Origin of the sequence: Lysinibacillus phoenicis, from assembly GCF_047238325.1 — a bacterium.
GTDB classification, from domain to species: Bacteria; Bacillota; Bacilli; order Bacillales_A; family Planococcaceae; genus Lysinibacillus; species Lysinibacillus irui.
The window spans coordinates 3,560,701-3,586,894 of record NZ_JBDFMP010000002.1 but is presented as its reverse complement, the minus strand read 5'-3'; the positions used below and the strand labels follow the sequence as shown (position 1 = coordinate 3,586,894).

The 26,194-nt window shown below is 36.2% G+C and carries 28 protein-coding genes; 12 read left to right on the top strand and 16 right to left on the bottom strand.

From position 1 onward, the window contains the following. Positions 1 to 19 precede the first annotated feature (19 nt). The gene (locus tag ABC382_RS19445) at positions 20 to 514 is read left to right on the top strand and encodes an RNA polymerase sigma factor (RefSeq protein WP_274794440.1); all 495 of its coding nucleotides are present in this window, start codon (positions 20 to 22) and stop codon (positions 512 to 514) included. Beyond that, complete coding sequence (locus ABC382_RS19440) at positions 501 to 1,433, top strand: hypothetical protein (protein ID WP_274794441.1); 933 nt, start codon at positions 501 to 503, stop codon at positions 1,431 to 1,433. Before ABC382_RS19445 ends, ABC382_RS19440 begins: the two co-directional genes overlap by 14 nt. Before the next feature lie 56 nt (positions 1,434 to 1,489). On the opposite strand, the gene ABC382_RS19435 is transcribed toward ABC382_RS19440, so the two are convergent. From ABC382_RS19435 to ABC382_RS19415, 5 genes are all read right to left on the bottom strand, one after another. Beyond that, entirely contained in the window at positions 1,490 to 2,278 is a 789-nt protein-coding gene (locus tag ABC382_RS19435; RefSeq protein WP_312507315.1) for an HAD family hydrolase, read from the bottom strand. Between the two features lie 130 nt (positions 2,279 to 2,408). Beyond that, the gene (locus ABC382_RS19430) at positions 2,409 to 2,657 is read right to left on the bottom strand and encodes a DUF3006 domain-containing protein (protein WP_274794443.1); all 249 of its coding nucleotides are present in this window, start codon (positions 2,655 to 2,657) and stop codon (positions 2,409 to 2,411) included. After that, the gene (locus ABC382_RS19425; RefSeq protein WP_322611125.1) at positions 2,644 to 3,831 is read right to left on the bottom strand and encodes an MBL fold metallo-hydrolase; all 1,188 of its coding nucleotides are present in this window, start codon (positions 3,829 to 3,831) and stop codon (positions 2,644 to 2,646) included. The genes ABC382_RS19430 and ABC382_RS19425 overlap by 14 nt, the downstream gene beginning before the upstream one ends. A 67-nt stretch (positions 3,832 to 3,898) precedes the next feature. Beyond that, positions 3,899 to 5,245: a GntP family permease gene (locus ABC382_RS19420; protein ID WP_274794445.1), complete on the bottom strand. Its 1,347-nt coding sequence runs from the start codon at positions 5,243 to 5,245 to the stop codon at positions 3,899 to 3,901. Continuing rightward, positions 5,246 to 6,385 carry a glycerate kinase gene (locus tag ABC382_RS19415; RefSeq protein WP_274794446.1) on the bottom strand — a complete coding sequence of 380 codons (1,140 nt, stop codon included), beginning with the start codon at positions 6,383 to 6,385 and terminating at the stop codon, positions 5,246 to 5,248. 155 nt (positions 6,386 to 6,540) lie between these two features. Between ABC382_RS19415 and ABC382_RS19410 the strand changes: the two genes are divergently transcribed. After that, on the top strand, positions 6,541 to 7,638 hold the full coding sequence (locus ABC382_RS19410) for a CdaR family transcriptional regulator (protein WP_322611126.1): 1,098 nt from the start codon (positions 6,541 to 6,543) through the stop codon (positions 7,636 to 7,638). Positions 7,639 to 7,659: 21 nt separating this feature from the next. Here ABC382_RS19410 and ABC382_RS19405 read toward each other — a convergent pair whose 3' ends face one another. Next, positions 7,660 to 9,165 (bottom strand): coproporphyrinogen III oxidase, encoded by a 1,506-nt coding sequence (locus ABC382_RS19405; protein ID WP_312507320.1) that lies wholly within the window; start codon positions 9,163 to 9,165, stop codon positions 7,660 to 7,662. A gap of 174 nt (positions 9,166 to 9,339) precedes the next feature. On the opposite strand from ABC382_RS19405, the gene ABC382_RS19400 reads away from it, so the two are divergent. Continuing rightward, positions 9,340 to 9,735: a hypothetical protein gene (locus ABC382_RS19400; RefSeq protein ID WP_322611127.1), complete on the top strand. Its 396-nt coding sequence runs from the start codon at positions 9,340 to 9,342 to the stop codon at positions 9,733 to 9,735. A gap of 57 nt (positions 9,736 to 9,792) precedes the next feature. Here the strand turns inward: ABC382_RS19400 and ABC382_RS19395 are convergent, their stop codons facing one another. The 4 genes from ABC382_RS19395 to ABC382_RS19380 form a co-directional block, all read right to left on the bottom strand. Next, positions 9,793 to 10,701 carry a copper amine oxidase N-terminal domain-containing protein gene (locus ABC382_RS19395; RefSeq protein ID WP_322611128.1) on the bottom strand — a complete coding sequence of 303 codons (909 nt, stop codon included), beginning with the start codon at positions 10,699 to 10,701 and terminating at the stop codon, positions 9,793 to 9,795. Positions 10,702 to 10,821: 120 nt separating this feature from the next. After that, positions 10,822 to 11,484 (bottom strand): ribonuclease H family protein, encoded by a 663-nt coding sequence (locus tag ABC382_RS19390; protein WP_274794452.1) that lies wholly within the window; start codon positions 11,482 to 11,484, stop codon positions 10,822 to 10,824. 137 nt (positions 11,485 to 11,621) lie between these two features. Continuing rightward, positions 11,622 to 11,969: a YlbF family regulator gene (locus ABC382_RS19385; protein WP_274794453.1), complete on the bottom strand. Its 348-nt coding sequence runs from the start codon at positions 11,967 to 11,969 to the stop codon at positions 11,622 to 11,624. 16 nt (positions 11,970 to 11,985) lie between these two features. Further along, on the bottom strand, positions 11,986 to 13,128 hold the full coding sequence (locus ABC382_RS19380; protein ID WP_274794454.1) for a DUF445 domain-containing protein: 1,143 nt from the start codon (positions 13,126 to 13,128) through the stop codon (positions 11,986 to 11,988). 209 nt (positions 13,129 to 13,337) lie between these two features. On the opposite strand from ABC382_RS19380, the gene ABC382_RS19375 reads away from it, so the two are divergent. From ABC382_RS19375 to ABC382_RS19360, 4 genes are all read left to right on the top strand, one after another. After that, positions 13,338 to 13,541 carry a YheE family protein gene (locus ABC382_RS19375; protein WP_274797379.1) on the top strand — a complete coding sequence of 68 codons (204 nt, stop codon included), beginning with the start codon at positions 13,338 to 13,340 and terminating at the stop codon, positions 13,539 to 13,541. Between the two features lie 171 nt (positions 13,542 to 13,712). Next, the gene (locus ABC382_RS19370) at positions 13,713 to 14,129 is read left to right on the top strand and encodes a hypothetical protein (protein WP_274794455.1); all 417 of its coding nucleotides are present in this window, start codon (positions 13,713 to 13,715) and stop codon (positions 14,127 to 14,129) included. Positions 14,130 to 14,567: 438 nt separating this feature from the next. Beyond that, positions 14,568 to 15,887, top strand: coding sequence for a hemolysin family protein (locus ABC382_RS19365; protein WP_274797380.1), 1,320 nt, complete (start codon positions 14,568 to 14,570; stop codon positions 15,885 to 15,887). A gap of 189 nt (positions 15,888 to 16,076) precedes the next feature. Then, positions 16,077 to 16,985 carry a cation diffusion facilitator family transporter gene (locus tag ABC382_RS19360; protein WP_322611129.1) on the top strand — a complete coding sequence of 303 codons (909 nt, stop codon included), beginning with the start codon at positions 16,077 to 16,079 and terminating at the stop codon, positions 16,983 to 16,985. 18 nt (positions 16,986 to 17,003) lie between these two features. Here ABC382_RS19360 and ABC382_RS19355 read toward each other — a convergent pair whose 3' ends face one another. Both ABC382_RS19355 and ABC382_RS19350 read right to left on the bottom strand, forming a co-directional pair. Continuing rightward, positions 17,004 to 17,750, bottom strand: coding sequence for an effector binding domain-containing protein (locus ABC382_RS19355; RefSeq protein WP_274794457.1), 747 nt, complete (start codon positions 17,748 to 17,750; stop codon positions 17,004 to 17,006). A 65-nt stretch (positions 17,751 to 17,815) separates the two neighbouring features. Continuing rightward, the gene (locus ABC382_RS19350) at positions 17,816 to 18,742 is read right to left on the bottom strand and encodes a helix-turn-helix transcriptional regulator (RefSeq protein WP_322611130.1); all 927 of its coding nucleotides are present in this window, start codon (positions 18,740 to 18,742) and stop codon (positions 17,816 to 17,818) included. 538 nt (positions 18,743 to 19,280) lie between these two features. Here ABC382_RS19350 and ABC382_RS19345 point away from each other — a divergent pair. Further along, complete coding sequence (locus ABC382_RS19345) at positions 19,281 to 20,402, top strand: response regulator (RefSeq protein ID WP_274794459.1); 1,122 nt, start codon at positions 19,281 to 19,283, stop codon at positions 20,400 to 20,402. 74 nt (positions 20,403 to 20,476) lie between these two features. On the opposite strand, the gene ABC382_RS19340 is transcribed toward ABC382_RS19345, so the two are convergent. Further along, positions 20,477 to 21,124 carry a response regulator gene (locus ABC382_RS19340; RefSeq protein ID WP_274794460.1) on the bottom strand — a complete coding sequence of 216 codons (648 nt, stop codon included), beginning with the start codon at positions 21,122 to 21,124 and terminating at the stop codon, positions 20,477 to 20,479. 12 nt (positions 21,125 to 21,136) lie between these two features. Beyond that, positions 21,137 to 22,252, bottom strand: a complete 1,116-nt coding sequence (locus tag ABC382_RS19335; protein WP_274794461.1) for a GAF domain-containing sensor histidine kinase — start codon at positions 22,250 to 22,252, stop codon at positions 21,137 to 21,139. A gap of 188 nt (positions 22,253 to 22,440) precedes the next feature. On the opposite strand from ABC382_RS19335, the gene ABC382_RS19330 reads away from it, so the two are divergent. Both ABC382_RS19330 and ABC382_RS19325 read left to right on the top strand, forming a co-directional pair. Further along, complete coding sequence (locus ABC382_RS19330; protein WP_322611131.1) at positions 22,441 to 22,866, top strand: disulfide formation protein C; 426 nt, start codon at positions 22,441 to 22,443, stop codon at positions 22,864 to 22,866. Positions 22,867 to 22,922: 56 nt separating this feature from the next. After that, entirely contained in the window at positions 22,923 to 23,762 is an 840-nt protein-coding gene (locus ABC382_RS19325; protein WP_274794463.1) for an RluA family pseudouridine synthase, read from the top strand. A gap of 46 nt (positions 23,763 to 23,808) precedes the next feature. On the opposite strand, the gene ABC382_RS19320 is transcribed toward ABC382_RS19325, so the two are convergent. Together ABC382_RS19320 and ABC382_RS19315 are read right to left on the bottom strand one after the other, a co-directional pair. Then, positions 23,809 to 24,639 carry an aldo/keto reductase gene (locus ABC382_RS19320; protein ID WP_322611132.1) on the bottom strand — a complete coding sequence of 277 codons (831 nt, stop codon included), beginning with the start codon at positions 24,637 to 24,639 and terminating at the stop codon, positions 23,809 to 23,811. Positions 24,640 to 24,717: 78 nt separating this feature from the next. Beyond that, positions 24,718 to 24,888: a hypothetical protein gene (locus tag ABC382_RS19315; protein ID WP_274794466.1), complete on the bottom strand. Its 171-nt coding sequence runs from the start codon at positions 24,886 to 24,888 to the stop codon at positions 24,718 to 24,720. A gap of 390 nt (positions 24,889 to 25,278) precedes the next feature. Between ABC382_RS19315 and ABC382_RS19310 the strand changes: the two genes are divergently transcribed. After that, positions 25,279 to 26,124, top strand: a complete 846-nt coding sequence (locus ABC382_RS19310; RefSeq protein ID WP_322611133.1) for a VOC family protein — start codon at positions 25,279 to 25,281, stop codon at positions 26,122 to 26,124. Positions 26,125 to 26,194 lie beyond the last annotated feature (70 nt).

The window sequence follows — 26,194 nt, the reverse complement described above, 5'->3', positions numbered from 1 at the left end:
AGGAAAGGGGGTGTATGGAATGAAAGTAGAAAAAATATTTCACTTACATAATCAAACCATTTTTAAATACTTATATTACTTACTGAATGACGAAACATTAGCAGAGGATTTTACACAGGAGACCTTTGTTCGTTATTTTAACTATCAACAATCAATTAAAGAAGGAGCACAACTCGCTTGGCTTCGTTCCACTGCTCGTAACCTTGCCTACGATCATTTTCGACGGAAGAGGCTTATACAATTTGTCCCTTTTTTACAACAGCATGAAAAACAATCCTCGCCCTCCCCAAATGAATGGTTAATGCAACAAGATGCCAAGATTCTGTATCTTGCCATTAGTAAACTAAAAATTACATATCGTGATGTCATTATTCTACGGAAAATTGAAGGTCTATCAATCGAAGAGACCTGTGAAGTACTCGGTTGGAACGAAGGAAAGGTAAAAAATACATTAAAACGAGCACTCGTTGCATTAAAAAAACAGCTTGGAGGTGAGATGGATGAAGAATTATAAAAAGGGATGGCAGCATTTACATGATTTGAAATTAACCGATCAGCAAGAACAATATTTATTGCGTCAAATAACAGCCCCTTCCTCAACGAGAAAAAAATCGTCTACGACTATGTGGAGGATTCCATCTGTGGCATTGTTATTTGTAGTAGTTCTCTCTATATTACTTTTATCCTTTATTCAAGAGCCTACTACTGCTCCTAGATCAACAGACTCTACTAAAATGATCGATCGAATTTATGTAAAGGACAATAAAAATACAGAGAGTTTTCTACCAAAGGGTACTTGCCTTTATGTACCGCAACAATGCTACCTAGATAACAAACGACTAACTCAGTTACAAGAAAAAATGAAGGAGGCTTCCCCTATTTCGATTACTAGTGGACAATGGGAAAGCAATGATTACTTTACACCTTATGATTTATTCATACTGTATACAGATGGTTCTCAAGAGAAATGGAAGGTACTCAATAATGATATTCTCTTCAATGTTGAAACTCAGCAAGCCTTTTTAATCGAAGAATCAATGGACTCACTTATATATTTTTATGATGACAAGCGGTCAACCAAATTGATCATTGGTAATATATTTATCTTTCTTACGCATTTCATATTATGGATTGCTAAAAAAAGAATGCCTCATACCGAGCGCCGCTTTTTTGCTGCGACAGTTGAGCATGCTATTGCCAATTTAATTATGCTTTTATTGTTTGGAGGTATTTTATTTAGTATTTATCTTGTCCAACATACTATTCATGCAACAATTATTTATAGCTTTTTCTTACTATACTCAATCATGCAAATCCTTTATCGCAAAAAAGCTGGTGAACCTCATGGTTTCTTAATTGCTAGCGCTTTTGTTCAGCTTTGTTTAGCTATAGCTTTTACAAGTTTATACCTTGCACTGAATGTCTTTTTTTAATAGATGGATCGAAAAATAAAAAATGTACTGACCACAAGGGACAGTACATTTTTTCATTATAGCTTATTTATAAGTTCTAACAATGCTGTCAAAGAGTCTACTTCATAGGTTGGTGTGACAGCTCCATTGGCAATATTGTTTTCACGATTAATCCATACATTGCGCATTCCGACACGGGAAGAACCTAAAATATCAGTATTAAGATTATCGCCAACCATGATTGCCTCATCTGCTGTAATACTTGCTTTCTCCATAACAAATTCAAAAATAGATGCATCAGGCTTACCCTTGCCAAAGTCTCCCGAAATAATAATATGATCAAAATACGGGGCAATTTCAGGTGTGATTTCTAGCTTCAAGTTTTGTAGACTTGGTGCTCCATTTGTGAGTAATACAAGCTGATACTTTCCTTTTAGTTGATCTAATACAGCAAATGTATCTTCATATAAAAATGGTGATACTTTACGCTCAGCCACAAAGCGTTCTCCTAGCTCAGCTCCGAACTGCGCATCATCAATATTAAGAGCAGCTAACCCTTTTGTCCAAGCTTCTGCACGATAGCCAGGAACAATTTCTTTCATCTTTTGGAAAGAATCTGTCGTATCATCAAACGTCCCCCAAAGACCTTCGAACGGGTTAATACCTATTAAGACTGTATAATCATATGTTTCATACCCCTCATACAGGGCGCGTGCCTCTCGACGAACAGCCTCCTCTAGTTTAACAGGATTCACATTATGTACTGTTGCTGCATAATTACAAGTTTTTTCAAAGGCTGTTTTGACTGATTTTTTATCCCATAGTAGTGTATCATCTAAATCAAAAATAATTGTACTTATCGACATTTTGTCCGCTCCTAGCTCCCGGTTAATACTACTATTTTAGCATATTTTCAAAATATTTAGGATAACAAATTATGCATAATTCCTTTCATTAAAACAAGCTGTGCGTCAATTTCTCACAGCTTGTCATCCATTATTTTTGTTTATTACGTAAACGGTTCATAAGGCGTTGAATATCCGCTTTTTTTTGATCAGTTTCTTCCTTTAAAATTTCTATATGGTAATGTCCGTCTTTTTCTTCAATCTCCACACGATCTCCTACTTGCACAGGCTCGTTTATGGCTGATTGTATAATAATTAGTTGTTCCTCTTCATCTGGAAACTTTAAGAAAATAGCATATCCATCTTCAATACGGTCTAACGTGTATTTAGTCGAGCTCACTTAGCAGTTCCCCTTTCTCATTACGTAATTGAGCAGCATCTCCTTCGTTTAACCAAATCTGCTTCGTTGTCCATTTTAAATAATTTTGCCCTTCTCGTGCATTGGCTCCGCTTGTAATATAAATCGTTTTTCCTGGCTGCAATGATAGATTTGGAAAATTAAAAACTTGATTACCTTCAATAGAGATAAGCTGCCAATCTTTTAACGAAACTGCTTGCTGTCCATTATTTTTTATACCTACAATTTCACCAACTAAATCCTTGCTCGTGATTTCAATAGCGGGCGTCAGCGGAACTACTTCAGATGTTTTTTCAGTATTCGCCACAGAGGTTTCCTTCCCATTCACCGCATAGTTTACCCCATCTGTTGTCACAGTAATCGTTCCTATATCAGCCGTGGCATAGATTTTACTACCAATCTCCTTCAATCGATCTACCACTTCCGCATGTGGATGTCCATATTTATTATCTTTCCCATAACTTAATATCGTGACCTCTGGCTTTACAGCACGAATGAAATCCTCTGAACTACTAGTATTCGATCCATGGTGACCGGCTTTTAAAACTGTTGCTGACACATCATATTGCATCATTTCTTTTTCTAACGCTATTCCAGCATCACCTGTTAATAAAAAGGAGACATTGCCATAAACTATTTTTAACACAATCGAAGCATCATTATTATCTGATGCCTGCTCATTTGCATTTAAAACTTTCACAGTGACATCCTCATCAAACTTAATATTGTCACCTGGCGTCGGTACATCATAAGGAATATTTTTTTCATCAATCAGCGTCAACATTTCTTCAAATGTTTGAGATGTATGTACTTTTCCTGAATCGTAAAATTGCTCAATTGTCATTGAGTTTAATACAGGAATGAGCCCACCAATGTGATCAGCATCAGGATGTGTCGCCACTACTATATCGAGCTTACTCACCCCAAGTTCCCTTAAATAAGAAACTACTTGCGGGCCAGCTCCTTTTACACCTCCATCTACAAGCATTGTTTTACCATTTGGTGACTCTATTAATATAGAATCCCCTTGACCTACATCAATAAAATGAACGCGCATATCATGGCCAGCCGTTACAGGGATTTTTTCTGTCTGGATTGCTTCCGTACAGCCTGCTAATAAAAAAATACAAAGGAGCAATACTATTATTTTTTTCATCTACTAACTTCCTTTCTATTTTTTCATTATACAAAAAGAGAGCTAGCCATGGGCCGCTCTCCTTTTTTTAAACGAATATCCACCATAATATCATCGTAATAATTATTGTCACTAGACCTTGTAATAAGGTTGCAGCCGTTTGTGCTTTGTAGGCTTGTGTGACTTCCATACCGCTATACTGTGTAATTACCCAGAAGAAGCTATCATTGACATGGCTAACTGTCATTGCGCCAGCACCAATTGCCATTACCACTAATGCTAAAGGTACCGCCCCTTCAATTCCAAGTGTCACAAGCATTGGTGCTACTAAAGTAGATGTGATCACAAGGGCTGTTGTGGAAGAGCCTTGAGCTGTTTTTAATGCTGCTGCTACAATAAACGGTACAAGAAGGAATAAAGTACCTGATGCAAACACTCCTAAATCCATTTCCTGTAGAAGTTCTCCGACTCCAGCATTCTTAATAACGGTCCCAAATGAACCGCCAGCACCTGTAATCAGTAAAATAGGAGCCGCTTCTTTTAAACTCTCACCAATCCAACCAGTTAATGTCGTTTCATTGATTTCAGGAAGTAATAAAAATGCCGCTGCTACCCCTAAAAATAAAGCTACTGTAGGGGAGCCTAAAAATTTAAAAACTGTATTGAAGGTCGACTCTGTATCACCCACTAATGCTGCGATCGAACCTAGACCAATCAAGACAATTGGCAGAACGATTGGTAAAAATGCTTTAAAAGTTGATGGCATTTTGCCAAAGGATTTAATAACTTCCTCATAATCCAATGCCTCTACCTCATCCTCAGGTACTCGAATTTTTGTCGCTACTTTTACCGACCATAGATAGCCTACAAATGTCGCTGGTATCGCTACTAATAAACCAATAACAATAACTGTACCTAAATAATCTGCTGCACCAATATTCCCTGCAGCTGCAATAGGACCAGGAGTTGGAGGTACTAATACATGTGTCGCAAATAAGCCTGTCGCTAAAGCTACTGCCATTGAAGCAATGGTTACATTTGCTCGCTTTGCTAAAGACTTCTGCAAGCTGGATAAAATAATAAAGCCAGAATCACAAAATACTGGAATGGACACAATGTAACCGATTAAAGACATCGCTAATTGCGGACGCTTTGGACCTACAATTCGTAATACCACTTCTGCCATTCGATAGGCAGCCCCTGATTTTTCTAATATTAAGCCGATAATCGTTCCAGCGATAATGACTAGTCCAATACTTGTCATCAAGCCACCAAATCCAGTATTTATGCTTTCAACTACTGTTAATAATGGCATTCCTGAAGCAATCCCAACGAAGAAGGCACTAATTAATAGCGCTAAAAACGGGTGAAGCTTTAATTTAGCCGTCCCCAATACTACAAACAATACCCCTATTAAAATAATGATGAACAACATCTAGTCATCCCCCTTTTGTATGTAACACTCGATGATTTTCTTTATTTTTAAGCGAATAAAGTGAGCAGGTTCTTGCATGGCCTGCTGAACAGTGACCTCTTGATCTACTAATGACTCCACAACTGAAAAATACTTTTGCAATGTCCCCTTTGCCTTTACATCAATCCCACCAGACAATAATATTGCCTCTACGTTTGCTTGCTTAGCAGCTTTCGCCACCCCTAATGGAGCCTTACCATGTAATGTTTGGAGATCGGATTTTCCTTCCCCCGTAATCACTAATTGCGCATCTGCTAAATGGCCCTGTAACTTGACAGCACCCAAAACAATTTCAATTCCCGCATGAAACGTTCCTTTTAAAAATGCGATTAAAGCTCCTCCCATTCCCCCTGCAGCTCCCGCACCTTTATAATCATGGAGTCGAATGGAAAATTGTTTTTCTACAATATCTGCAAAATGTTTTAAACAATTATCAAAATGTACTATTTGATGTTTTTTGACACCTTTTTGAGGACCGAAAATGGCTGTTGCCCCACGTTCACCTATGAGCGGATTATCAACATCACAAGCGATCGTAAATGTGGCATCTGCTAATCTAGCATCCATCTGTCGAATATCAATAGTAGCTAATTTCTCTAAATTTAACACGCCATTCTCAAGCTCTGAACCATCCGTTGCTAATAATCGCACTCCTAATGCCTTCAGCATGCCAATCCCCGCATCATTTGTGGCACTTCCTCCAATGCCGATAATAAACTTTCTAAAGCCTTGATCGAGCGCAGCTTTAATTAATTGACCCGTTCCATATGATGTAGCTAGATTAGGATTTTTCTCATTGTCTTGTAACAGCATAATCCCAGATGCTTGAGCCATCTCTATCACACACGTCTCTTGATCTCCTAATACTCCATATTGAGCCTGGATAGCTCTTCCCAATGGATCTAATACATTTACTGAAAAATATTGACCCTCAGTAGAGGTGATAAGCGATTGCAGTGTGCCCTCTCCACCATCTGCAACTGGTAATATCATTGTTTCAATCGATTGATCCGCATCCAAGATCCCTCTTTGCATTGATTTTGCCACTTCCACAGCTGACAGCGTACCCTTATAGGAATCTGGACTAATTATGACTTTCATGCTCTACCTCCACTTTTGTCGTCCCTTGATATTTAAATTTTTTCTTAGTTAAGCGCTTACAATTTATTATAATGACAATAAATTCAGAAAACATTATAATAGGTGTACAATTTATCTGTCCTATAACAGAGTTTTTTTATGCGAGGTGTATAAACATGTTGACGAAAAAATTAGCAGAAGAAATCGTACACCAAACGATGTTACGCTTACGTCACAATATAAATGTCATTAGCCCAAGTGGAGTCATTTTAGCCTCTGGCGATAAAATGAGGGTGGAAAAAATTCATGAAGGTGCACTTTATGTGGCACAAACAAAAAAGACATTGATTATTAATGAAGAAAATATAGAGCTGTATCCAAATACGAAACCAGGCATTAATATGCCTATTATGTATCAGGATGAAGTGGTGGGTGTTATTGGCATAACAGGAGAATCAGATGACATGCTTGATATTGCCAATCTTGTGCAACTAACAACAGAAATCATGACACATCAAGCAATTGTTGAATCAAAAAGCGAATGGCAACGGAAAAATAATGATTACATATTTGAAGCGCTCGTTCACGGCAGTAAGCTCGATGCTGCATTAAATGAACGAATTCAGAAACTCCCCTTTTCACTACTAGCACCCTTTCAAGTGATTTTAGTAAGCTTAAATGAAACGTCATACGCCGAAAATACAATCCCTTTCTTTTTTGAGGATTTATTTTACAAACAGCCTATTCTTGCGGGACATAGCCAATTACAGGAATATTATATCTTACTGTCAAATTATGGAGAACAGAGTTGTCGCCCCATTATTAAAGCACTACGCAAGCAAAAACAGAAGCTACCTTCGCTTCACATAGGAGTTGGTCCTGTTGTCCAACATCTATCACAGCTTCCTTATAGCTACCAAGGCGCTAGAACTGCGCTTGAATTTGCTACAATCCAAAATGAATTAACCTTTTTTGAGGACGTCGAGTTATTTTCCCTTTTTAAGCCTCGAGAATCAGATGAAGTACAAGCCTTTCAACATCGCATTCTTAAAAACTTAGATGCTAAACAGCTAGATACATTACAATCATTTTTTGACTGTAATTTACAGCTGAAGCTTTGTGCACAACAATTAAACATTCATCGTCATACACTTACTTACCGCTTAAATAAAATAAGAGAAATAACAGGCTATGATCCAACCTATTTTGAGGATGCCGTTATTCTAAAAATGGCCTGTACATTACAAAAGCTTCAAACAATAAAGGCAATCTGAACAACTCAGATTGCCTTTATTTTATCCATTATATAATTCATCTAAAAACTCTAGTTTTTTCCCAATCGCATCTTCAAAGGTCATAATATAGGCTGCTGGATCTTTCGGATTATGGAATTGTGTGATTTTTCCCGTCTTAGGATGAACAAATTTAGAAGAGGCTCCACAGCCTATTCCTAAAATCGTTTGTACTTCTTCCATAATGACAATATTATAGATACTTTCTTCACCAACTTTACTATAGCCGACATTTTCTAAATTACCTAAAATATTTTTTTGACGATATAAATAGTAAGGAACATAGTTATTTTCCTTTGTCCAAACCTGTGCCATTTCCATCATTTCAGCCACCGTATCACGATCTGCTACTTTATATTTATCCTTATTACGAGTCATCTCGGACGCACGTTTGAATGATAATGTATGAACCGTTAACGACTCTGGCTGCATTTTAGCAGATTCCTCTAATGAATGCTGGAATTCCTCAATTCCCTCATTCGGTAACCCAATAATTAGATCCATATTAATATTATTCATTCCCGATTCTCTTGCAAGCCAAAACTTATCAATCGTTTCTTGCACCGTATGATGACGACCAATTGCTTTTAATGTTTCATCTGTATAAGATTGTGGATTAACACTAATACGATCAATGCCCCATTTTTTAAGTACTGCTAATTTTTCAGGTGTAATCGTATCTGGTCTTCCCGCTTCAACTGTAACCTCACGAATTGTTTCTGGATTTGGGAATGATTCATACATCGTTTGATATAAGGCATCCATTTCATCTGCCTCAATTGAAGTTGGTGTACCGCCCCCCCAATAGATAGAGGTAATTTTCATATTATTGTCCTTCAGCCATTTACCCATTTCACGCAATTCAATGTGTAAGCCGTCTAAAAAGGTAGTCACACGACCTTGCTTACGGTTGCTACCAATGGCGTAGGCTGGGAATGTACAATAGGCACATTTCGTTGGACAAAATGGAATACCGATATAGACACTGATTTCCTGACCAATTTCATCAATATCAGGAATGGTTACTAATTGTCGTTCTACAATTTCCTTTAAAAGTGCCACCTTGTCTTCTGATAAACGAAAATCACGAATAAGAAGATCGGCAATTTCTTGCTCCGTTTTGCCTTCTTTTCTAAATTTATGATATAGCTTAGTTGGGCGCACACCTGTTAAAATCCCCCACTGTTGATGCATCCCAGTATATTGCTCCAGAACATCTAAAAACACGTGTGACAATGCACGTTTAATGCGAATATTTAGCTCACGACCAGTTGCAGCTGATTCGTATTTTATGCTGTATTCATTTTTATATTGCTTTCCATCTACATTCAGAACTGCTTTTGTGGATATGGAAAAATTGTCATCAGTTAGATAATCAAATGAAGCGGACATATCTGCTCCATTTGAATCAACCTTCAGCTTTGAATCCTCAAAAAATAAATTCGCTATATGATTTAGTACGCGAATCCAATCTTCAGGATATTTTTGATCTATGTGAATAATTTTCATTTACTTTCGCTCTCTTCTTTTCTTATTCCTGATATATTGCAGATTTAAGTTTAACAAATTTCTATGACTTTAAGCAAAGTTACAATGAGAAACTTAGAAATAACAGAATATTCAGTTTAAAATAGACAATCTATTTATTTGTCATTATAATTTTTACAAAAGGTGGTGTTGATAGTGTTTATTTTAAAAAATAGCAACCGTACAGCCATTTCGAGCTTTATTCATGAAATAGAAGTAATATTCCACCGGTTTGATTTAGATCGTTGTGATGAAAAAACATTATATGTGACTGTCTTATTTAAATACGGTACACATAAAGCTCTGTGTGATTTTATCTACATTATTGACCAGCAAGAAATATATGGTGCAATTTCTATCAACAAGCACTACGAAAAAGTAAGAGATTTTATTCAACAACACTTCCAGCAATTTGTGCTGTATTCAGATGAAATGACATTAGCTAAAACCTTTATGAAGACAGTATCCTTTAAGGAATGTCTTCAACAATTTACCAAAAGGTATCCAACCTACTTGTCCTCGAATAAGTCCATATGCCTTGAGAATTGCTGAATGACAGGTAAATTAAAAAATAGTATGCCAGGAAATCCTGGCATACTACTATTTCTTTTATTTTAAATAATCTTCAACAAATTCAACAGGTACATATGTCTTTGTGTTTTTTAGTGTTGGTGCTACGGTTAATGTACGCAATGCTTTGTTATAACCAAATGTTTTGTCTCCACGAGTTAGTGTGTAAGACATATTTCCTTTTGAAAGAATAGCCCCTTTACTTGTAGATTCCACTTTATATCCTAGCTTTTCAGCAATGACACGTAATGGCACCATTTTTGTTCCAGCTAAATCATAAGAATCTAATGCGATGATGCTCTCAATTTCTTCATTTACTGGATTTGTCGTATTTGCTGAATTATCATTAAGAACAATCACTTTAGATGGTGTTGTTTGGGCTGGAATACTTTTAGTAGATGCCGTATAGAAAACAACTAGATGCTGCTCTGCTAAATCTTTAACGTCTACCTTTTCACCTTCTACATTGAGTAGCTCTGTCTCTTTCCCAATATTTAATTTTAGAATATCATACGTATTAGTTAAATCTTCAAAGAAATAATCCACTTCAACAAAGCCCACTTTTTCAGTTTCAACAATAACAACCTCAGGATTAAATTGCGGTGGATAAATATATTTTTGAGGCTTATTAGCAAATGTATAAGCGATCACATTATCACCTTTTTGAAGCGCTACTTCTTTTCCAGTATTATCAAATACAAGCGTATCTTTAGTAATTTCTAATACATTTGTTTGCTCGCCATCTTTGACTGTGTAATATGTAATGTTTTCTCCAACACGAATATCATCAACAGTACCGCGAGTATTATTGAAAATATGTACTGGATCTATTTGGATTTGTGGAACCTCCGCTGTCGTTGTATGTTCATTTGCTGATGCTACTGGCACAACGGCACTTCCAACTAATAATGCAGTCATTGCTACAGGTGCAAATTTTTTCATGTTCATAAAATCTCTCTCCTTATTGTTTGGATTCATAGGAGTAGTAGTTTTAACATGGAAAAAGTTTCATTGAAGATCGAGATTTATAAACAAGTGGTGACAGTCATCACTGCCACCACTTGTTCGTTATTCTTTAACAATCTCACTCAAACCAGTAATATCGATACCATTTAATGCTTGGGTAGCTAGGCGGTCCGCTTCTGAATTGTCCTTACGCGAAATAAGCTGGTATTCCGCTTGGATGCTAAGCTGCTCTAACTTAGCATCAATTTTATCTGCCCAACTTGCTAATTCCTTTTCTAATGCTGGCCATTCGCCACTTAACTGATTGATGACCACCTGCGAATCTCCTATAAAGCGTACAGGTATATGGTGAACATGTAATAATTCTAGCTCCACTAAGCCTAAATAGAGCGCTGCATATTCTGCTTCATTATTTGATTTAAGCTCTGATGAAAAGGCATTTCTTCTTAAACGATAAGGCTTACCGTTTTGTTCATAATATATGGCACACCCTAGCCCTGCCTGCCTTGTCCCCCTGTCAAAGCCTCCATCAAAATAGACTGTAATATTATGGGGCTCTGTATCTATTTCCTTTAAATATGCTTTTAGTTCTTTTAATGTCCAATTTGTATTTTGTCGATCAATACAATGAAGGGACTTAACTCTTCCCGTTTTCTCCATATCCTCTGCAAGTAATAAAGCTTGAGCGGCTGGCATTTCTTCAGAACGTAAAACAGTTGTTGCTCCTTTAGGTGTTTTATAGGTCCATTCAATAAGTACATGCATAATATTAACCTCCAATACGCTTAGATTGAAACATAAAGTAAAAACGTGTACCGACCACTTGCGGATACACGTTCTTTTACTTACTTGTTATATGTGCAATTCTTAGGACAATTATTCCTTTTTAAATTGCTATTATCTTATTGAATCCCCTCATATAAGCCTTGGATCGGTTTTATTAAAATACGATTCACTTCTTCGATCACCTTGCTTAACTTCATTTCAGCTTCAAGCATAGTTGATATTTTTTCATTTTGCTGTGCGAGCTGTGCCGCCTTTTGTGCATAGACAAGCTCATCTTCCAAAATATCCTCACCAGCTAGTTGTTTTTTCTGTAAATCGATTTGGATTTTACGGAAGTTTTTAAAGACATTTAATGCCTCTTCATCATTTTTTACAACTTCAACAGCAGCCTTTAAAGCTTCAAACTCAGAAGTTTTACGGAATGTTGCCTCAAGCGCATTAATGTCATTATAAATATTAATCATTTATACAATCTCCTTTTTAAATAAAGTAAACAATTAACCCTTGCACAATCCCAATCAATCCACCAAGAACTGCACCTAATACGGTAATCATTTTAAACTCACGTTTTGAAATACCTAATACAAGCTCCTCTAATTTTGCTACCGGGAAGGAATCTACCTGTTCTCGAACAACTTCTTGTAGATTTAAACGTTTTAATACATCCTCAAGTTTTTCCTCTGCTTTCACAAAAGCTTTGTCAATAACTTGTGGAATTACTGTATATTTGGCCCACTCATTTCCTTCAGGCCAGTAATAAGAAATCGGTTGATTTAAACGTTCAGAAATAGCTAATTGCTCTTTTACATACACTTGTAATTTCGATAAAATCGGCTCAAATTGAATATCTTGTAAAAAGTCCATTGCTGGTCGATCTTTTAATTTTTCCCATTCCTGTGTAAATATTTTCGTTAGTAAAGTTGAAGTTCCTGGTGCTTGTAGAAACTTCACAAGCTCACGTTGAACTTTTCCAACTAGTGAGGAGGAATCACCTAAAAACATGTTGATCATACCACCAAGAGACCCCTTGGATGATAAGAAGTCATCAATCATTGCCTTAATCGTCATTTCGCCTTCAGGTGATAAAAAATAATCCTCACCCTTTTCCAAAATATGATGTACGGCTACAGGAATTTTTGCATCAATTGTATTTTGAATATCTTCAGACAACAGTGTACGAATTGATTTTGTTGATAGTGTATTCTTTACTGACGCAAATTGTCCCTCAACAATCGCTTCAACCTTCTGCTCAATGGTACTGGGCATGTGTGAAAAGCCCGCTAAGTTTAGCCAATCTTGAATTGTTTTATCGTTTGTAAAGATTGTTTCTTCAACCTTTGTTTGCACAAAATGTTCTACTTTGTCCTGGATATCCTTTGAGAAAAATTTCTTTCTAAATGTTTCAGGCGTTAATAAATAATTCACGACTGTAAGGCCAAGCTGCTTCGCCAATTCATCACGTCTTTTTGGAATAAGTCCTGGTGTAAATGGTACACGCCAATTTTTAATATATATCGCATTATGTGGGCGAAAAAGCATTTTAATGGCCAAATGATTTGTTACGCCCCCAATAGCAGCCCCAATAATTGCCATAAAAAGTAATGTCACTAGAAAATTGTCCATTAGTATCCTCTCATTTCAATTGTATTCATGATTGGCGTAATTTGTCGCCTTCTGCACTCATTATAGCAGAGCAATGTTTTTCAACGAAAGAAATACCCTCTTTAGAATATCAAACTTATTCTATTACTATCTATGAAAAGCGAATAGTTGCAAAAATACCGTTATCCTTGAATAATATGAACTACATAGTACAGAAATGGGGTTAAATGATGATTCAGCATTTCAGTTTTAAACCTTTATTTGAAAATACTCAACTTCCAGGATGGTCCATTTCGTTTTTTTATCTGCGAGAACGATATGCAGCTGAGTATTTAAAGGACGGCACAATTCAATGGATAGGATCCATTCCTCCAAATGAGGAAGATGTTAAAAAAATGATTCATGAGCTTATGCTTTTCCACGTATACGAGTAACAAAAATAGTCATTTTTTCATGATACCCCCGCATAAAAATACCTATATTTACTATAAATAGCACGCCCTTTAAGCTAATTATGTTGATTCATGTTGAAATTTGTATATTTTTCTTATACATTTAGGGTATTAATTTAATAGTAAATGTTTTTTATGCAGGGGGCCATTTTAATGAGTAAAGTCGCACTTTCAGATGATCTAAACAGCTATAATTCCAAAGCGTTAATTCGTACAAAAGTAAAAGAATTATTTTCAGAATTTTCCACCAAAATATTCGAACTAGCCGATGAAGCTGGTGCTATTAACAGTAAAAAATTTGAAGCTCTTTCTGGCTTTAAAAGCGACTTTTATAATGAATATTGTAGTCAATTAAAGGGCTTTTTTGATTCTTCTGCTAGTACTTTCGGTAAGAAATCAATCAAAACTTTATATTTAACGTATAATGGTAAAAACTATATCCTCACACAACAGGGCATTACGGAAAAAGCGCCTGTATCCATAGCACCTTTTACTGAAGAAATACCTGTAAAGGAAACCATTCATGATGTTGAAAAGGCATGTTTAAAATTACGCTTCCAACAAGAATAAACCAGAAAGCATTTTTAAGTACGTAGAAAAGAGAGAGTCTCAAAAATGAGACTCTCTCTTTAGCTATAAAAAAAAATAATTCATTTAAAAAAATCCGCAAGCTAAAGCACTCTTGAGATTTTTGACGTGTCGTATTATATGAGATGCAAAATGCTTCTTTCCCTAAACAAACTATCCTTTGCTCTTTTTTAAATTAGCATATAGTATTGGCAATTACAATCTTTTGGTATTTGAATCTAGTGACTTTTTTCGAAAAGCCACTTGAAAAACAAGCGAAAAAGTTGTTGTCAATATTTGTGTTTTTCTTTTAAATAATTTATGATTGAAACATCCAACAATTTTTTAAATCATAGGAGGTGTACACTTTGTTTACTTCCCTCATTCGGGCGGGAACAAAGGAATTATTTGGACGGAGACATATTGGAGATAACCATTAGGTTGGCGGCATTCGCCCTACTAATTATAATGACAGGATTTTTCGTTGCAACTGAATTTGCAATCGTAAAAGTGAGATCTACCCGCATTGATCAATTGCTCGCTGAAGGGCATAAAAAAGCGAAAAATGCTAAACGTGTTGTTTCAGATTTAGATGAATACTTATCTGCGTGTCAGCTAGGTATCACCATCACTGCACTCGGTTTAGGTTGGTTAGGTGAACCTACATTCGAAATTATTTTGCACCCAGTGTTTGAATTTCTAAATTTGAATGGTAGTATTACATCTATCCTTTCATTCATACTTGCATTCTCTATCGTAACGTTTATGCATGTTGTTATTGGGGAATTGGCGCCAAAAACATTAGCCATCCAAAAAGCAGAATTTGTCACATTAAACTTTTCTGGCCCATTAATTTTATTCCACAATATAACATATCCAATCATTAAGTTATTAAACGGATCTGCCCGCGGATTAACTGGTCTTTTCGGCTTAAAAATGATGTCAGAATCTGAAGTAGCTCATACAGAAGAAGAGCTGCGCATGATTTTGTCGGATAGTTTAAAAGGTGGGGAAATTAATAACTCAGAATATGAATATGTTAACAGTATTTTTGAGTTTTCAGATCGTCTTGCAAAAGAAATTATGGTTCCTCGAACTGAAATTGTTGGCATTGATAAAGAGCTAACAATTAAAGAAGTATTTGATTTAATGGGTGTTGAGCAATATACTCGTTATCCAATTCTTGATGGAGATAAAGACCATATTATCGGCTTAGTCAACATGAAGCATTTATTAACCGCTTACATTAAAGACTCAAAGAATGGTGATAAACCAGTTATTGACTATATGCAGCCTATTATTCGAGTAATGGAAACAACGCAAATTAACGATTTATTACTAAAAATTCAACGAGAACGTATTCATATGGCCATTTTAATGGATGAATATGGCGGAACATCTGGTTTAGTAACGATTGAAGATATTATTGAGGAAATTGTCGGCGATATTCAAGATGAATTCGATGAAGATGAGATCCCAGAAGTACAAGAAATTGCAGAAAATCACTTTATTTTAGATGCCAAGATGCTTCTTGAAAATGTGAATGATATGCTAGGTACTGACATAGAAGATGATGATATTGATACTATTGGCGGTTGGTTCATGACAAAGCGTTTTGATGCAGTCGAAGGAGACAGTATTCAGGAGCAAGGTTTTGAATTTATCGCAAAGGAATTAGATGGACACCATATTTTATACTTAGAAGTTCTGAAATTACCTGAAAGTGATTTATCAAATGAATTAGACGCTGTCACTGACTAAAATTGAATTGCCTTATTGAACTTGTCGTGGTACTATTAAAAGCACGCTTGTTTATTCAAGGCTATAAATATGGTTGTTCCTTCACACCTTATAGGTGGGAGGAATTCCGTAAGAAATAGATGAAAACGACTCCCTTTTCAAAAGGGGGTCGTTTTCTAATGTCCGAAAGTTTTGCGAGGAGGAAACAAAATGGAGCTCTATACAAATTTACGTCAAGGGGAAAAAGGTGCCTGGTTATCCATCGGTACATATCTAATTTTAAGCTCCATTAAGCTAACGATTGGCTATATTGGTACGTCGGAGGCATTAAAAGCAGATGGCTTAAATAATACGACAGATATTATCGCGTCTATCGCGGTATTAATTGGCTTACGTATTGCTCAAAGACCGCCTGATTCCAATCATCAATATGGACATTTACGTGCTGAAACAGTTGCCTCTTTGGTAGCATCATTCATTATGCTCGTTGTGGGTCTTCAGGTACTAATCAATTCTTTACAAAGTTTATGGGAACCCACTGGTACAACCCCATCCCTCTTAACAGCTTATGTAGCAATAGGAAGTGCTGTAGCTATGTATGTTGTTTATCGTTATAATTTAGCACTATCTAAAAGAATTAAAAGTGCTGCTGTTAAAGCTGCGGCCTTTGACAATCGCTCAGATGCACTTGTCAGTATTGGAACAGCAATCGGTATTTTCGGAGCTATATTTGGCTTCCCTATTATCGATTCTCTTACAGCCCTAGTCGTAGCCTTTTTAATTATTAAAACTGCAGTCGAAATCTTTTGGGAAGCTGTGCAAAGTCTTACTGATGCATTTGACATTGATGAGGTCGAGACTTTATCAGTCTTAATACGTAATGTTGATGGTGTAATCGAGCTCTTGGATTTTAAAGGTCGAGCACATGGTAATATGTACTTTATCGATATAACCGTAACAGTTGACCCTTACCTCAATGTTTTTGAAAGCCATCGTATTACCGAGGAAATAGAACGTACCATTTTACGTGAAAATCGTTTTTGCCAGGTTCTCGTGCATATCGAGCCGCATATCGAAAAGATTCTCCCACAAAACGACGACAAGTCTCCTACCAATTGATTGGTAAGAGACTTGTTTTTATTTTACCGCTATATAGATTTCTACCTGAGCTTCCTGTGGATTCGCACAACGTTCATCATACAATTCAAAATCTCCTGTATACGTTCGTTCTACGCCAGAGTTGGCAAACCATGCCCAAATGTCTTGCCATGTTTGTATGACAACGTCTGGTAACGCTCCTTGATTTGATGTAAAAACTAAATATTTAGCTGCTGGTACGGTTTTAACAGTTAAACCAGCTGGTATGTCACCATCAAGACTATTTAACATTTGTACTCCTAGTGTAATGAAGTATTCCCCATTTACATCCGTCTCGTAATCCGAATATAAACCATAGATGTTTGCATTTTTTTGATTAGCTATTTGCTCTATAATATTTTGCTGATAAAAATCATTCCATAATTGCGGGATTTTAGCTTGTGACGTTATTTCTTTTGCATTGCTTGTTTGGGCTGATATTCCTACGATTTGAAATGAATCCCTTTCCACCATTTTCGGGTCCTTCCATTCGCCTTTTCTCCATCTTTTTAAGCTAGGTAAAAAAGAATTAAGCATACTACGTGCTTCATTTTCAGGCATACCCTCTTCCTTTAGATGCTGCACACAAAGGTCAATCATCCCTTCTACGGTTAATTGAGGTTGTGTAAATTTGCCTTCCTCATAACAATAAGCACAATACTCCTGACTTTTGTGACCACCTTTTTCAGTTCCTAATAATGCCTCTTCTATTAATGGCATTCCACAGCTTTGACAATAGCTCTGCATGTTTACTCCACCTTTCGCTTTAGTTGTCCTAACTATAGCAAAGGAAACCTGACAACTGTCTGTCATCAATTATTTTCATTTTTATATAAATAAACAATTTCTTGTGCTCGTTTTTGAATAATATCTCTTATATACAATGGTTCTATAATTTTTATACGATGGCCAAAACTAAGTAAAAAGCCATAAAGCCATTCATCTTCGGGTATCGAGATATGAATCATGGACTGCTCATGATCAATATGCTCTGCACCAAACGATTCTTCCACCAATGTCGTGATCTTTTTATCAAAAGAAATAACTAAATTGACTAAGTTTTTAGGTTGATGCCATTCTTTACCCCAAGGGAGTTCACTTAAATTAACTTTCTTACGCTCAAATGTGGAATCCTCTTGAATTATATTTTTCATTCTCGCCAGTTTAAACAAACGAAAATCCCTTCTTAAGACGCAATAGCCATATAAATACCATGTCTTTCCTTTTTGAACTAACGTATGCGGTTCAACTACTCGATTTGTTTGTTGACCATATGTAGTGGAATAGCTGAAACTTACACAATGCTTACTTGCTATTGCTTTCTTTAACGTTGTAACAAGCTCTTTAAAAACAGTGTTTGGTCCCCATGGACTAAGATCTACAAATAGGTGATCAATCGATTGTTTTACTTGGCTATCCGCAATACTTGTTAATTTCTCAAGAACTGCTTCAGCATGTGAATCCTCATAGGTAGTCAAGGCACTTTTAATAGCGATGGAAAGTGAAGTAAGCTCATCTTTTGTCAAAACTTGTTTATCGACACGATAGCCTTCAATTAAACTAATACCTCCATTAACACCTTGTTGACTAATAACAGGTACACCTGCACAGCTAAGTGTTTCAATATCTCGATAAATCGTACGCACTGACACATTAAATAGCTCTGCTAGTTCTTGAGCTTTAACCTTTTTACGATTAATTAAAATCATCGTCATGGTTAATAGACGCTCTAATTTCATGCAAAATCTCCTTTCAGATATATCCCATAGTTCCTATACTCTATTACATCTTAGTTACTAACAAACTATCCTTTTAAGTATTTTTTAAGTACTTTTTGAGTTTTATTTAAGACAAATGTACTATAATAACGCCTAATTAACAATTACAATGATTATACTATTTTTACAATATAAGATAACAATGCATCTGGCTACACGACAGCTTTATTTCTCAATACAATATTGTTTTATTTTTTTATAAGAATAGTTTCAAAATTTAAACGCCTAAACAATTATTTCAATTCTCTTACACAACATAAAAAACTTCTAACTTCTATATAATGAACGGCGGGTACTTTCTATGAAGGGAATCTCAACACACCACAGGATCTACTACTCTCGCCTGTGATAGATTTACCCCTAAGATTGCTTTTTTCTATTAGCAAATTTTTAATAGAAAAGATTTGCTTTTCTCCCCCCTTCATTATATAGAAGCCTTTTCACCCAAAATAAACTAGTTTAATGGTTTTCAATTTAATTGTAAAAAGGAGAGTTTGATGTGATTCGAGCCGTTTTAATAGACAATGAACCTTTAGCTTTACACTATTTCCAAAATAAACTACACGCCTTTCAACAAATACAGGTTATTCAAACCTTTACAAGTGTAGAAAAATTTCTTAATGAGTTGCCAAACATAGAGTTTGACGTCATGTTTTTAGAGATAAAACTCCAAGAATTATCTGGACTTGAAGTAGCAGATATTATTAAAACAGAACGTCCACAAGTCAGCGTTATTTTTATTACCTCCTATCATGAATTTGCTTTACAAGCCTATGAAATCGGAGGTCTCGATTATTTATTAAAGCCTATTAGTCATACTCGTTTAGAAAAATCGATAGCCCGTATTGAGCATGAATTTTCTATACAGCAAATGCTACAACAAGCAACACAAACAGTCTTAAACGTACAATGCTTTGATCAATTTGCTGTCTATAGCAATAATAGCTTAGTGGCATTTAAAACTGAAAAGACGAAGGAATTATTTGCTTATTTTATTTTGCACCCAAACATACCGATACATCGAGATAATTTAATTGATATTCTATGGCCAGATTTAGATTATGTACGTGCCAAATCAAATCTTCATACAGCTCTTTCTTATTTAAGAAAAACGTTAAATACAATAGGCTATGACAACTGTATTGTTTTTTCAAACAAATACTATGTTTTTGAAAAACCAAATATTGTGTGTGATTTATATGATTTTCAAAAACTTCATGAAGAATTTTCACGTTTGGAATTTCCCTCTATTTCATTGATTCATCAGTGTCTTTCTATTTATAAAAATGGCCTATTTGTTTTCGATGATTATGAATGGTCAACTGCCTACAAAGATAGATTAACGAAATCATACATAGAGTTACTAGAAAAAGGGTTTCAACTAACGATTTTTTCAGATACTGAAAAAGCAATTGAATTTTTACACGCTTTATTAGATTATGATCCATACAATGAACAAAAACTTGAGCACTATTTGTATACGTTAATACAGGCAGGACTTCATGAACAGGCACACAAAATATTCCAAGCATATAAGCAAAAACTAAAGGAAGATTTAGCACTAACACCAAGCCCTTCCTTACTAGAAATATCCAAAAAATTAATTGTTTACAATAAATAGTTTTAAAAACGGCGAGTACTACTAATTTGTAGGTACTCGCCGTTTAATTATCAACTTATATTTGCTGTACGTCTTTAAGTGCCACTACCCTCTGTTAGGCCATGCTTCACTGCATAGAGCGCAGCCTGTGTACGGTCTTGCACTTGTAGCTTTGTAAAGATATTTGAAATATGCGTTTTAACCGTTTTTTCAGTAACAAAAAGTGAGGATGCTATTTCTCGATTACTCTTTCCTTTTGTAAGCTCTGCTAGCACATCTTGCTCGCGAGGTGTTAACGGATTTAATAAATGTGGTGCATTTTGTGATTCTTGTCGGTCCATTTCAAGCGTTGTGGTTGCATCTGGATGCAATGTATTTTCGCCACGCATTATACGTCGAATGGATAATACTAATTCATCTGGCTCAATATCTTTTAACTGATAGCCAGCTGCTCCCGCCTCCATTGCTGGAACAACATGATCTCGATCAGAAAAGCTAGTGAGCATTAAAATTTCTATTTGTGGATATTTGGCTTTGATGCGTTTAGTTGCCTGAATGCCATCCATTTCTGGCATGACTAAATCCATTAAGATAATATCTGGTTGGATACTTTCTGCTAATGATACAGCTTCAAGTCCATTTTTCGCCTCTCCGACAACCTCAATATCTTTTTGTGTCTTTAAGAAAAACAAAAGTCCACGACGTACCACATGATGATCGTCTGCAATTAATACTCGTATCATGTCCTCTCCCCCTTAATATGGTAAGCGGATTAGCAGCTCCGTACCTTTGCCTATTTCACTTACCCAGTCAGCGGTGCCACCCACTGATTTAGCACGATCTTTTATAGATTGTAAGCCCATTGACAGCAACTTTATATTATTGTCGATTACAAATCCCCGTCCCTCATCACGAATAACCAATAAAATATCTGTAGGTGTCACAGTAATATATAATGCTGCTTCTAGCACACCAGCATGGCGCCGCACATTATTTAATGCTTCTTGAGCTACTCGAAATAATGTTTCTTCAATACGTGAGGGGAATTGTAGTACACCTGACACCGTAACATGTAATTTTAATCCTAGCATTTCAGCATATACCTTTATGGCTTCAAGTAAACCATTTTCTAATCCCTTAGGGCGCAATTGCCAAATCAACGCACGCATCTCTGTTAGGGCATCTTGTGTTAAGTGCTGAATCTCTTTAAATGTTTCTTTCACCTCATGGTCCTCTGTCATTTCAATACCAGCTCTCGCTGTTAATGTTACGGAGAATAGAAGTTGATTGACAGAATCATGTAAATCACGCGCTAGACGGTTACGTTCCTTCACAAGGGCCATTTCTTGCTCTTGTTTTGTTAATAAAATTCGTTTAATCGCCGACCCCATCTGAAATGCCACCGATTCTAGTAAGGCAAGATCTTCCTCTGAAAAACGTACAGTGTCCTTCGATGCAACATTTAACACCCCAAAACGTTCTTGTCCAGATTGCAGGGGTACTGTGGCATGATGTGTAATCCCTTCATGGTCTCCAACATTTGCTGCGATAGCACTTTCAATACGTTGACACTCGATAATATTTGAAGCTTTTTTCAGTTCCTCATTGCGATAACGGGAGACACACCAACAGCCACCCTTATTTAAATAATGACAATTTTTATATTCCAATGCTTCTGGTAAATTTTCATGGACAACAAGCTCAGAGCGCCCCTTTGCATCAATAAAAAAAATCCAACCTGTTTCAAATTTGGTGCCATTTAAAAATTTGATGAGTGCACCTTTTAGCATTGTGACAATTTCAGTTTCTTCATTTAATAGTTCAGCAATTTCTTTTAAAATACCGATATTGGAATGCTCATTCTCCCTCACGAAAACACCTCTTCTTTAGCATTACTACTACTAATGATACCATTAAGGAGTTAGAGTCGTCTGCTTCCGTCATTCATACTTTAGACTGAAATTAAAGGCATACCTTATTTTGCGTAAGTTGATTTACATATAAAACTAGAACATCTATAATCGTACAAGTACATGGTTTTATGAAGGGAAGATTGGAAATGTCTAAAAAAGAGGAAAATGGCTTATTATTTATTTGGATTGTTTCTGCAGTAGCGACATTAGGTTCATTATACTTTTCCGAAATTCGTCACTATGAGCCTTGTAAATTATGTTGGATTCAACGTATTTTTATGTACCCAATTGTCATTATGACAACTGTAGCATTTATTCAAAAAAATGCTCGCATCGCTGTCACAACGGCCGTTTTTTCTGTCATCGGAGGCTGTATTTCACTATACCATTACGGCATTCAAAAGCTTAGCTTTTTAGCTGAAAATGCTCCTTCCTGTGGCGCGGTTTCTTGTACAGGACAATATATTAACTGGTTAGGATTTATTACTATTCCGTTTCTAGCATTAACTGCATTTATTTTAATCGCAGGGGCAAGCTTTTATATAATAAAGGCTGCTAAAGCTGCAAAATAATCGAAAGACCGTGTTCTACCATTGGAATACGGTCTTTTCATCGGAGGATACAATCTATGTTTCTTTATGAAATGAATGAAGATAACTTAACTATTGAAGAGCTATTGCGTAATCAGTGGAGGCTTGGGAAAAAGCTAGTCCATGAATTACGTATGGCTAAAGCAATCACATTAGCAAATGATGAGCTTATTCAATGGAATACACCTTTACAGACAGGAACGATAATCAAAATTACGTTTCCTATTCCAACATCTAGCTACAAACCAACGCCTGTTTGTGCTATTGACGTTGTCTATGAAGATGACCATTGTTTAATCGTATCGAAGCCAAAAGGTATGGCAACACACCCGAATGATGAACGTGATACGCATACTTGTATGAACCATGTTATGGCACACATAAAAGAACATGGTGGCATTTATGCAGAGCATGTCCATCGTCTCGATAAAGGAACACAAGGGTTACTGCTTGTAGCAAAGCATCCTTTAGCAAAATCTATTTTTGATCGGATGATTGAGGAAAAATCTATTATTCGTACGTATGCTGCAGAAGTCCAAGGAAATTTAAGGTCTTCCACTGGAACTATTTCTGAGCCAATTGGCAAAGACCGACATCATGCTACAAGACGTGTTGTGTCCAAAACTGGTCAGCATGCTGTAACTCACTATGAAGTTGTGGCTCGCTACAAAAATTCCTGTGTTGTCCATCTGATTCTTGAAACTGGACGTACACATCAAATACGTGTTCATTTAGCCTATATCGGCCATCCGATTATCGGCGATACAATGTACGGCGCACGAGAAACGGCAAGCGGTGACTACGAGCTCCATGCCATTCAATTAGAATTTGAACATCCATTTTTAAATCAACGAATTATCGTTAAGGACGAGCAATAATCAAAAAAATCCCGCTTCTCTCCTCTGAGAGCGGGATTTTTACTTATTAGAAATCAAATTTAAAATGATCAGGATCTTGCCCAAATCGCTGATTACGATTTAATGTTGCCATCTTCTCCATTTGTTCCTGTGTTAATGCAAAGTCAAAAATCTCTGCATTTTCCTCAATTCGGCTCGGAGTCACTGATTTAGGTATAACAAGTGTATCATTTTGTAAATGCCAACGTAGCACTACCTGAGCAGGAGTTTTACCGATTTCTTTCCCTATTTCAACAATGGTAGAATCAGTAAGTACGCCTCCACGACCTAGCGGTGACCAAGCAGTAACCGCAATTTGGTGTTCACTGCAAAATGCACTTAATGCTTGTTGCTGTAAATAAGGATGTACCTCCACCTGATTAACCATCGGAGCGGTATTTGCCTTAGCCAATATTTTCTCTAAATGGTGCTCATGATGATTTGATACACCCGTTGCACGAATTAGTTTTTCGTCATATAGGCGTTCAATCGCGCGATATGTTTCTTCAAATGTTTCTGGGACAGCCCAATGTGTTAAATATAAATCTAAGTAATCCAAATTTAATTTCTTGAGTGAAACCTCAAAAGCACGTAATGTTGCGTCATATCCTTGGTCATTATTCCATACTTTAGTCGTCACAAAAATATCTTCACGTCGAATACCTGAATGACGAATGGCTTCTCCTACTTCTACTTCATTACCATACAATGATGCTGTATCAATCGCTCGATAACCAAATTTTAATGCTTTGTCGATGGCCTGTAATGTCTCTTCACGTTCTGTCATTTTATAAACCCCTAAGCCGAAGCGAGGCATTTCTACACCATTAGATAATGTTTTTGTTGATTGTAAATGCAAGAACTACAACCCCTTTCTTTTCCTAGTACCATTATACAAAATATTGGATTTAAGAAAAATAAAGAAGGTTTCATAACACTACTCTTTCTTTAATTCAACATCTTCCAATTGTATAGGATCAGCAATACGCTCATCCTCTGCCAACTCCAGACCGTCTCGTAAATGCTCCATCTGCTTTCCTAAATCTTTTAATTCCTTCATATCTCTTGCCATCGTACCATTTTCAATGTTTGGCACCTTTTTTTCCATAATGATCACCTCATTTATAGTTTTCCCTATATCGATATGTTTGAACCATTTCTGACATATTTTATTCAGCTATGTCGTTTCATTTTTATAATAGATAGGCTATACTAAAAAGAGATGTCTTTATAAACATGAGGAGGGTACTTCCATGAAATTATTATTAATTCTTGGTGTAACAATTGCTTTCTTATCTGCTATTTTCACTGCTGGTTACGAAGGCGACTACAAAGCTGATAAATAAAACCTCAAGAAAATCACTAAGCATAGAAAAATGCTTAGTGATTTTCTTTTTTTATGGAACAATATAATTACTTGACTTTCCTTTATTTTTAAAATAAACTAACTTACATAAAGTAACTAGATAAAAAAAGATAACTAACCGGAGGTATCCACATGCATTTTCATGAAAAACCGAATACTTATGTCACAAATGTTGAATTAAAAGTAAGTGATCTACAACGCTCTTTAACATATTATCAAGATGTCATTGGCTTCAAAGTTTTACACCAAGAATCACATAAAGCTACGTTAACGGCAGATGGACGTACAGCTTTATTGACAATTGTTCAACCTGAAACAGTAGAAGAAAAGCAACGTATGACTACTGGCCTTTATCACTTTGCTCTACTATTACCAACCCGTCGTGATTTAGCAAATATTATTACTCATTTTCATGAAAAAGGCGTATATCTTGGAGCTTCCGACCACGCTGTGAGTGAAGCACTTTATTTAAATGATCCTGACCATAATGGCATTGAGGTTTATGTGGATCGACCTGAAAGTGAATGGACATGGTATGTCGATCAAGTGCATATGGTAACGGAGCCATTAAATATTCAATCAATCTTAGAAGAGGGCAATGGAAACTGGAGTGGTCTTCCAGAAGGAACAGTAATGGGACATATTCATTTATCTGTCTCCAACTTAGCAGAGACTGAGCAATTTTATACAAACGGCTTAGGTTACGATATTGTCTCACGCTATGGCACACAAGCATTATTTATTTCTACAGGTCGATATCACCATCATATCGGTTTAAATACTTGGCATTCTGAAAATGCTCCAAAGCTTGGCGAAAATCAAGTGGGCCTAAAGACATTCTCGCTACGTTTAGACAATGAAGAACAAGCATCTTCTATGAAAGCAAACTTACGTGCAATGGGTGCACCTGTCATAGATATTGACGGTGGGTTCCAAACTGAAGACCCTTCAGGGAATGTTGTATTATTGAAATTTTAATCATATGTAAAAAGCAATTCTCACATATAAGTTGCCTATTCATGGGCAGCCCTATATAGAGAATTGCTTT

Coding starts and splice junctions, on each gene's coding strand:
- ABC382_RS19445 (WP_274794440.1), top strand. CDS start 20: ATGAAAGTAGAAAAAATATTTCACTTACATAATCAAACCATTTTTAAA.
- ABC382_RS19425 (WP_322611125.1), bottom strand. CDS start 3,831: ATGAAAAAAATAATAGTATTGCTCCTTTGTATTTTTTTATTAGCAGGC.
- ABC382_RS19350 (WP_322611130.1), bottom strand. CDS start 18,742: ATGAAATTAGAGCGTCTATTAACCATGACGATGATTTTAATTAATCGT.
- ABC382_RS19330 (WP_322611131.1), top strand. CDS start 22,441: ATGTCTAAAAAAGAGGAAAATGGCTTATTATTTATTTGGATTGTTTCT.
- ABC382_RS19360 (WP_322611129.1), top strand. CDS start 16,077: ATGGAGCTCTATACAAATTTACGTCAAGGGGAAAAAGGTGCCTGGTTA.
- ABC382_RS19310 (WP_322611133.1), top strand. CDS start 25,279: ATGCATTTTCATGAAAAACCGAATACTTATGTCACAAATGTTGAATTA.
- ABC382_RS19395 (WP_322611128.1), bottom strand. CDS start 10,701: ATGAACATGAAAAAATTTGCACCTGTAGCAATGACTGCATTATTAGTT.
- ABC382_RS19375 (WP_274797379.1), top strand. CDS start 13,338: ATGATTCAGCATTTCAGTTTTAAACCTTTATTTGAAAATACTCAACTT.
- ABC382_RS19405 (WP_312507320.1), bottom strand. CDS start 9,165: ATGAAAATTATTCACATAGATCAAAAATATCCTGAAGATTGGATTCGC.
- ABC382_RS19415 (WP_274794446.1), bottom strand. CDS start 6,385: ATGAAAGTCATAATTAGTCCAGATTCCTATAAGGGTACGCTGTCAGCT.
- ABC382_RS19435 (WP_312507315.1), bottom strand. CDS start 2,278: ATGTCGATAAGTACAATTATTTTTGATTTAGATGATACACTACTATGG.
- ABC382_RS19440 (WP_274794441.1), top strand. CDS start 501: ATGAAGAATTATAAAAAGGGATGGCAGCATTTACATGATTTGAAATTA.
- ABC382_RS19380 (WP_274794454.1), bottom strand. CDS start 13,128: ATGGACAATTTTCTAGTGACATTACTTTTTATGGCAATTATTGGGGCT.
- ABC382_RS19390 (WP_274794452.1), bottom strand. CDS start 11,484: ATGCATGTACTTATTGAATGGACCTATAAAACACCTAAAGGAGCAACA.
- ABC382_RS19370 (WP_274794455.1), top strand. CDS start 13,713: ATGAGTAAAGTCGCACTTTCAGATGATCTAAACAGCTATAATTCCAAA.
- ABC382_RS19340 (WP_274794460.1), bottom strand. CDS start 21,124: ATGATACGAGTATTAATTGCAGACGATCATCATGTGGTACGTCGTGGA.
- ABC382_RS19325 (WP_274794463.1), top strand. CDS start 22,923: ATGTTTCTTTATGAAATGAATGAAGATAACTTAACTATTGAAGAGCTA.
- ABC382_RS19355 (WP_274794457.1), bottom strand. CDS start 17,750: ATGCAGAGCTATTGTCAAAGCTGTGGAATGCCATTAATAGAAGAGGCA.
- ABC382_RS19420 (WP_274794445.1), bottom strand. CDS start 5,245: ATGTTGTTCATCATTATTTTAATAGGGGTATTGTTTGTAGTATTGGGG.
- ABC382_RS19385 (WP_274794453.1), bottom strand. CDS start 11,969: ATGATTAATATTTATAATGACATTAATGCGCTTGAGGCAACATTCCGT.
- ABC382_RS19315 (WP_274794466.1), bottom strand. CDS start 24,888: ATGGAAAAAAAGGTGCCAAACATTGAAAATGGTACGATGGCAAGAGAT.
- ABC382_RS19410 (WP_322611126.1), top strand. CDS start 6,541: ATGTTGACGAAAAAATTAGCAGAAGAAATCGTACACCAAACGATGTTA.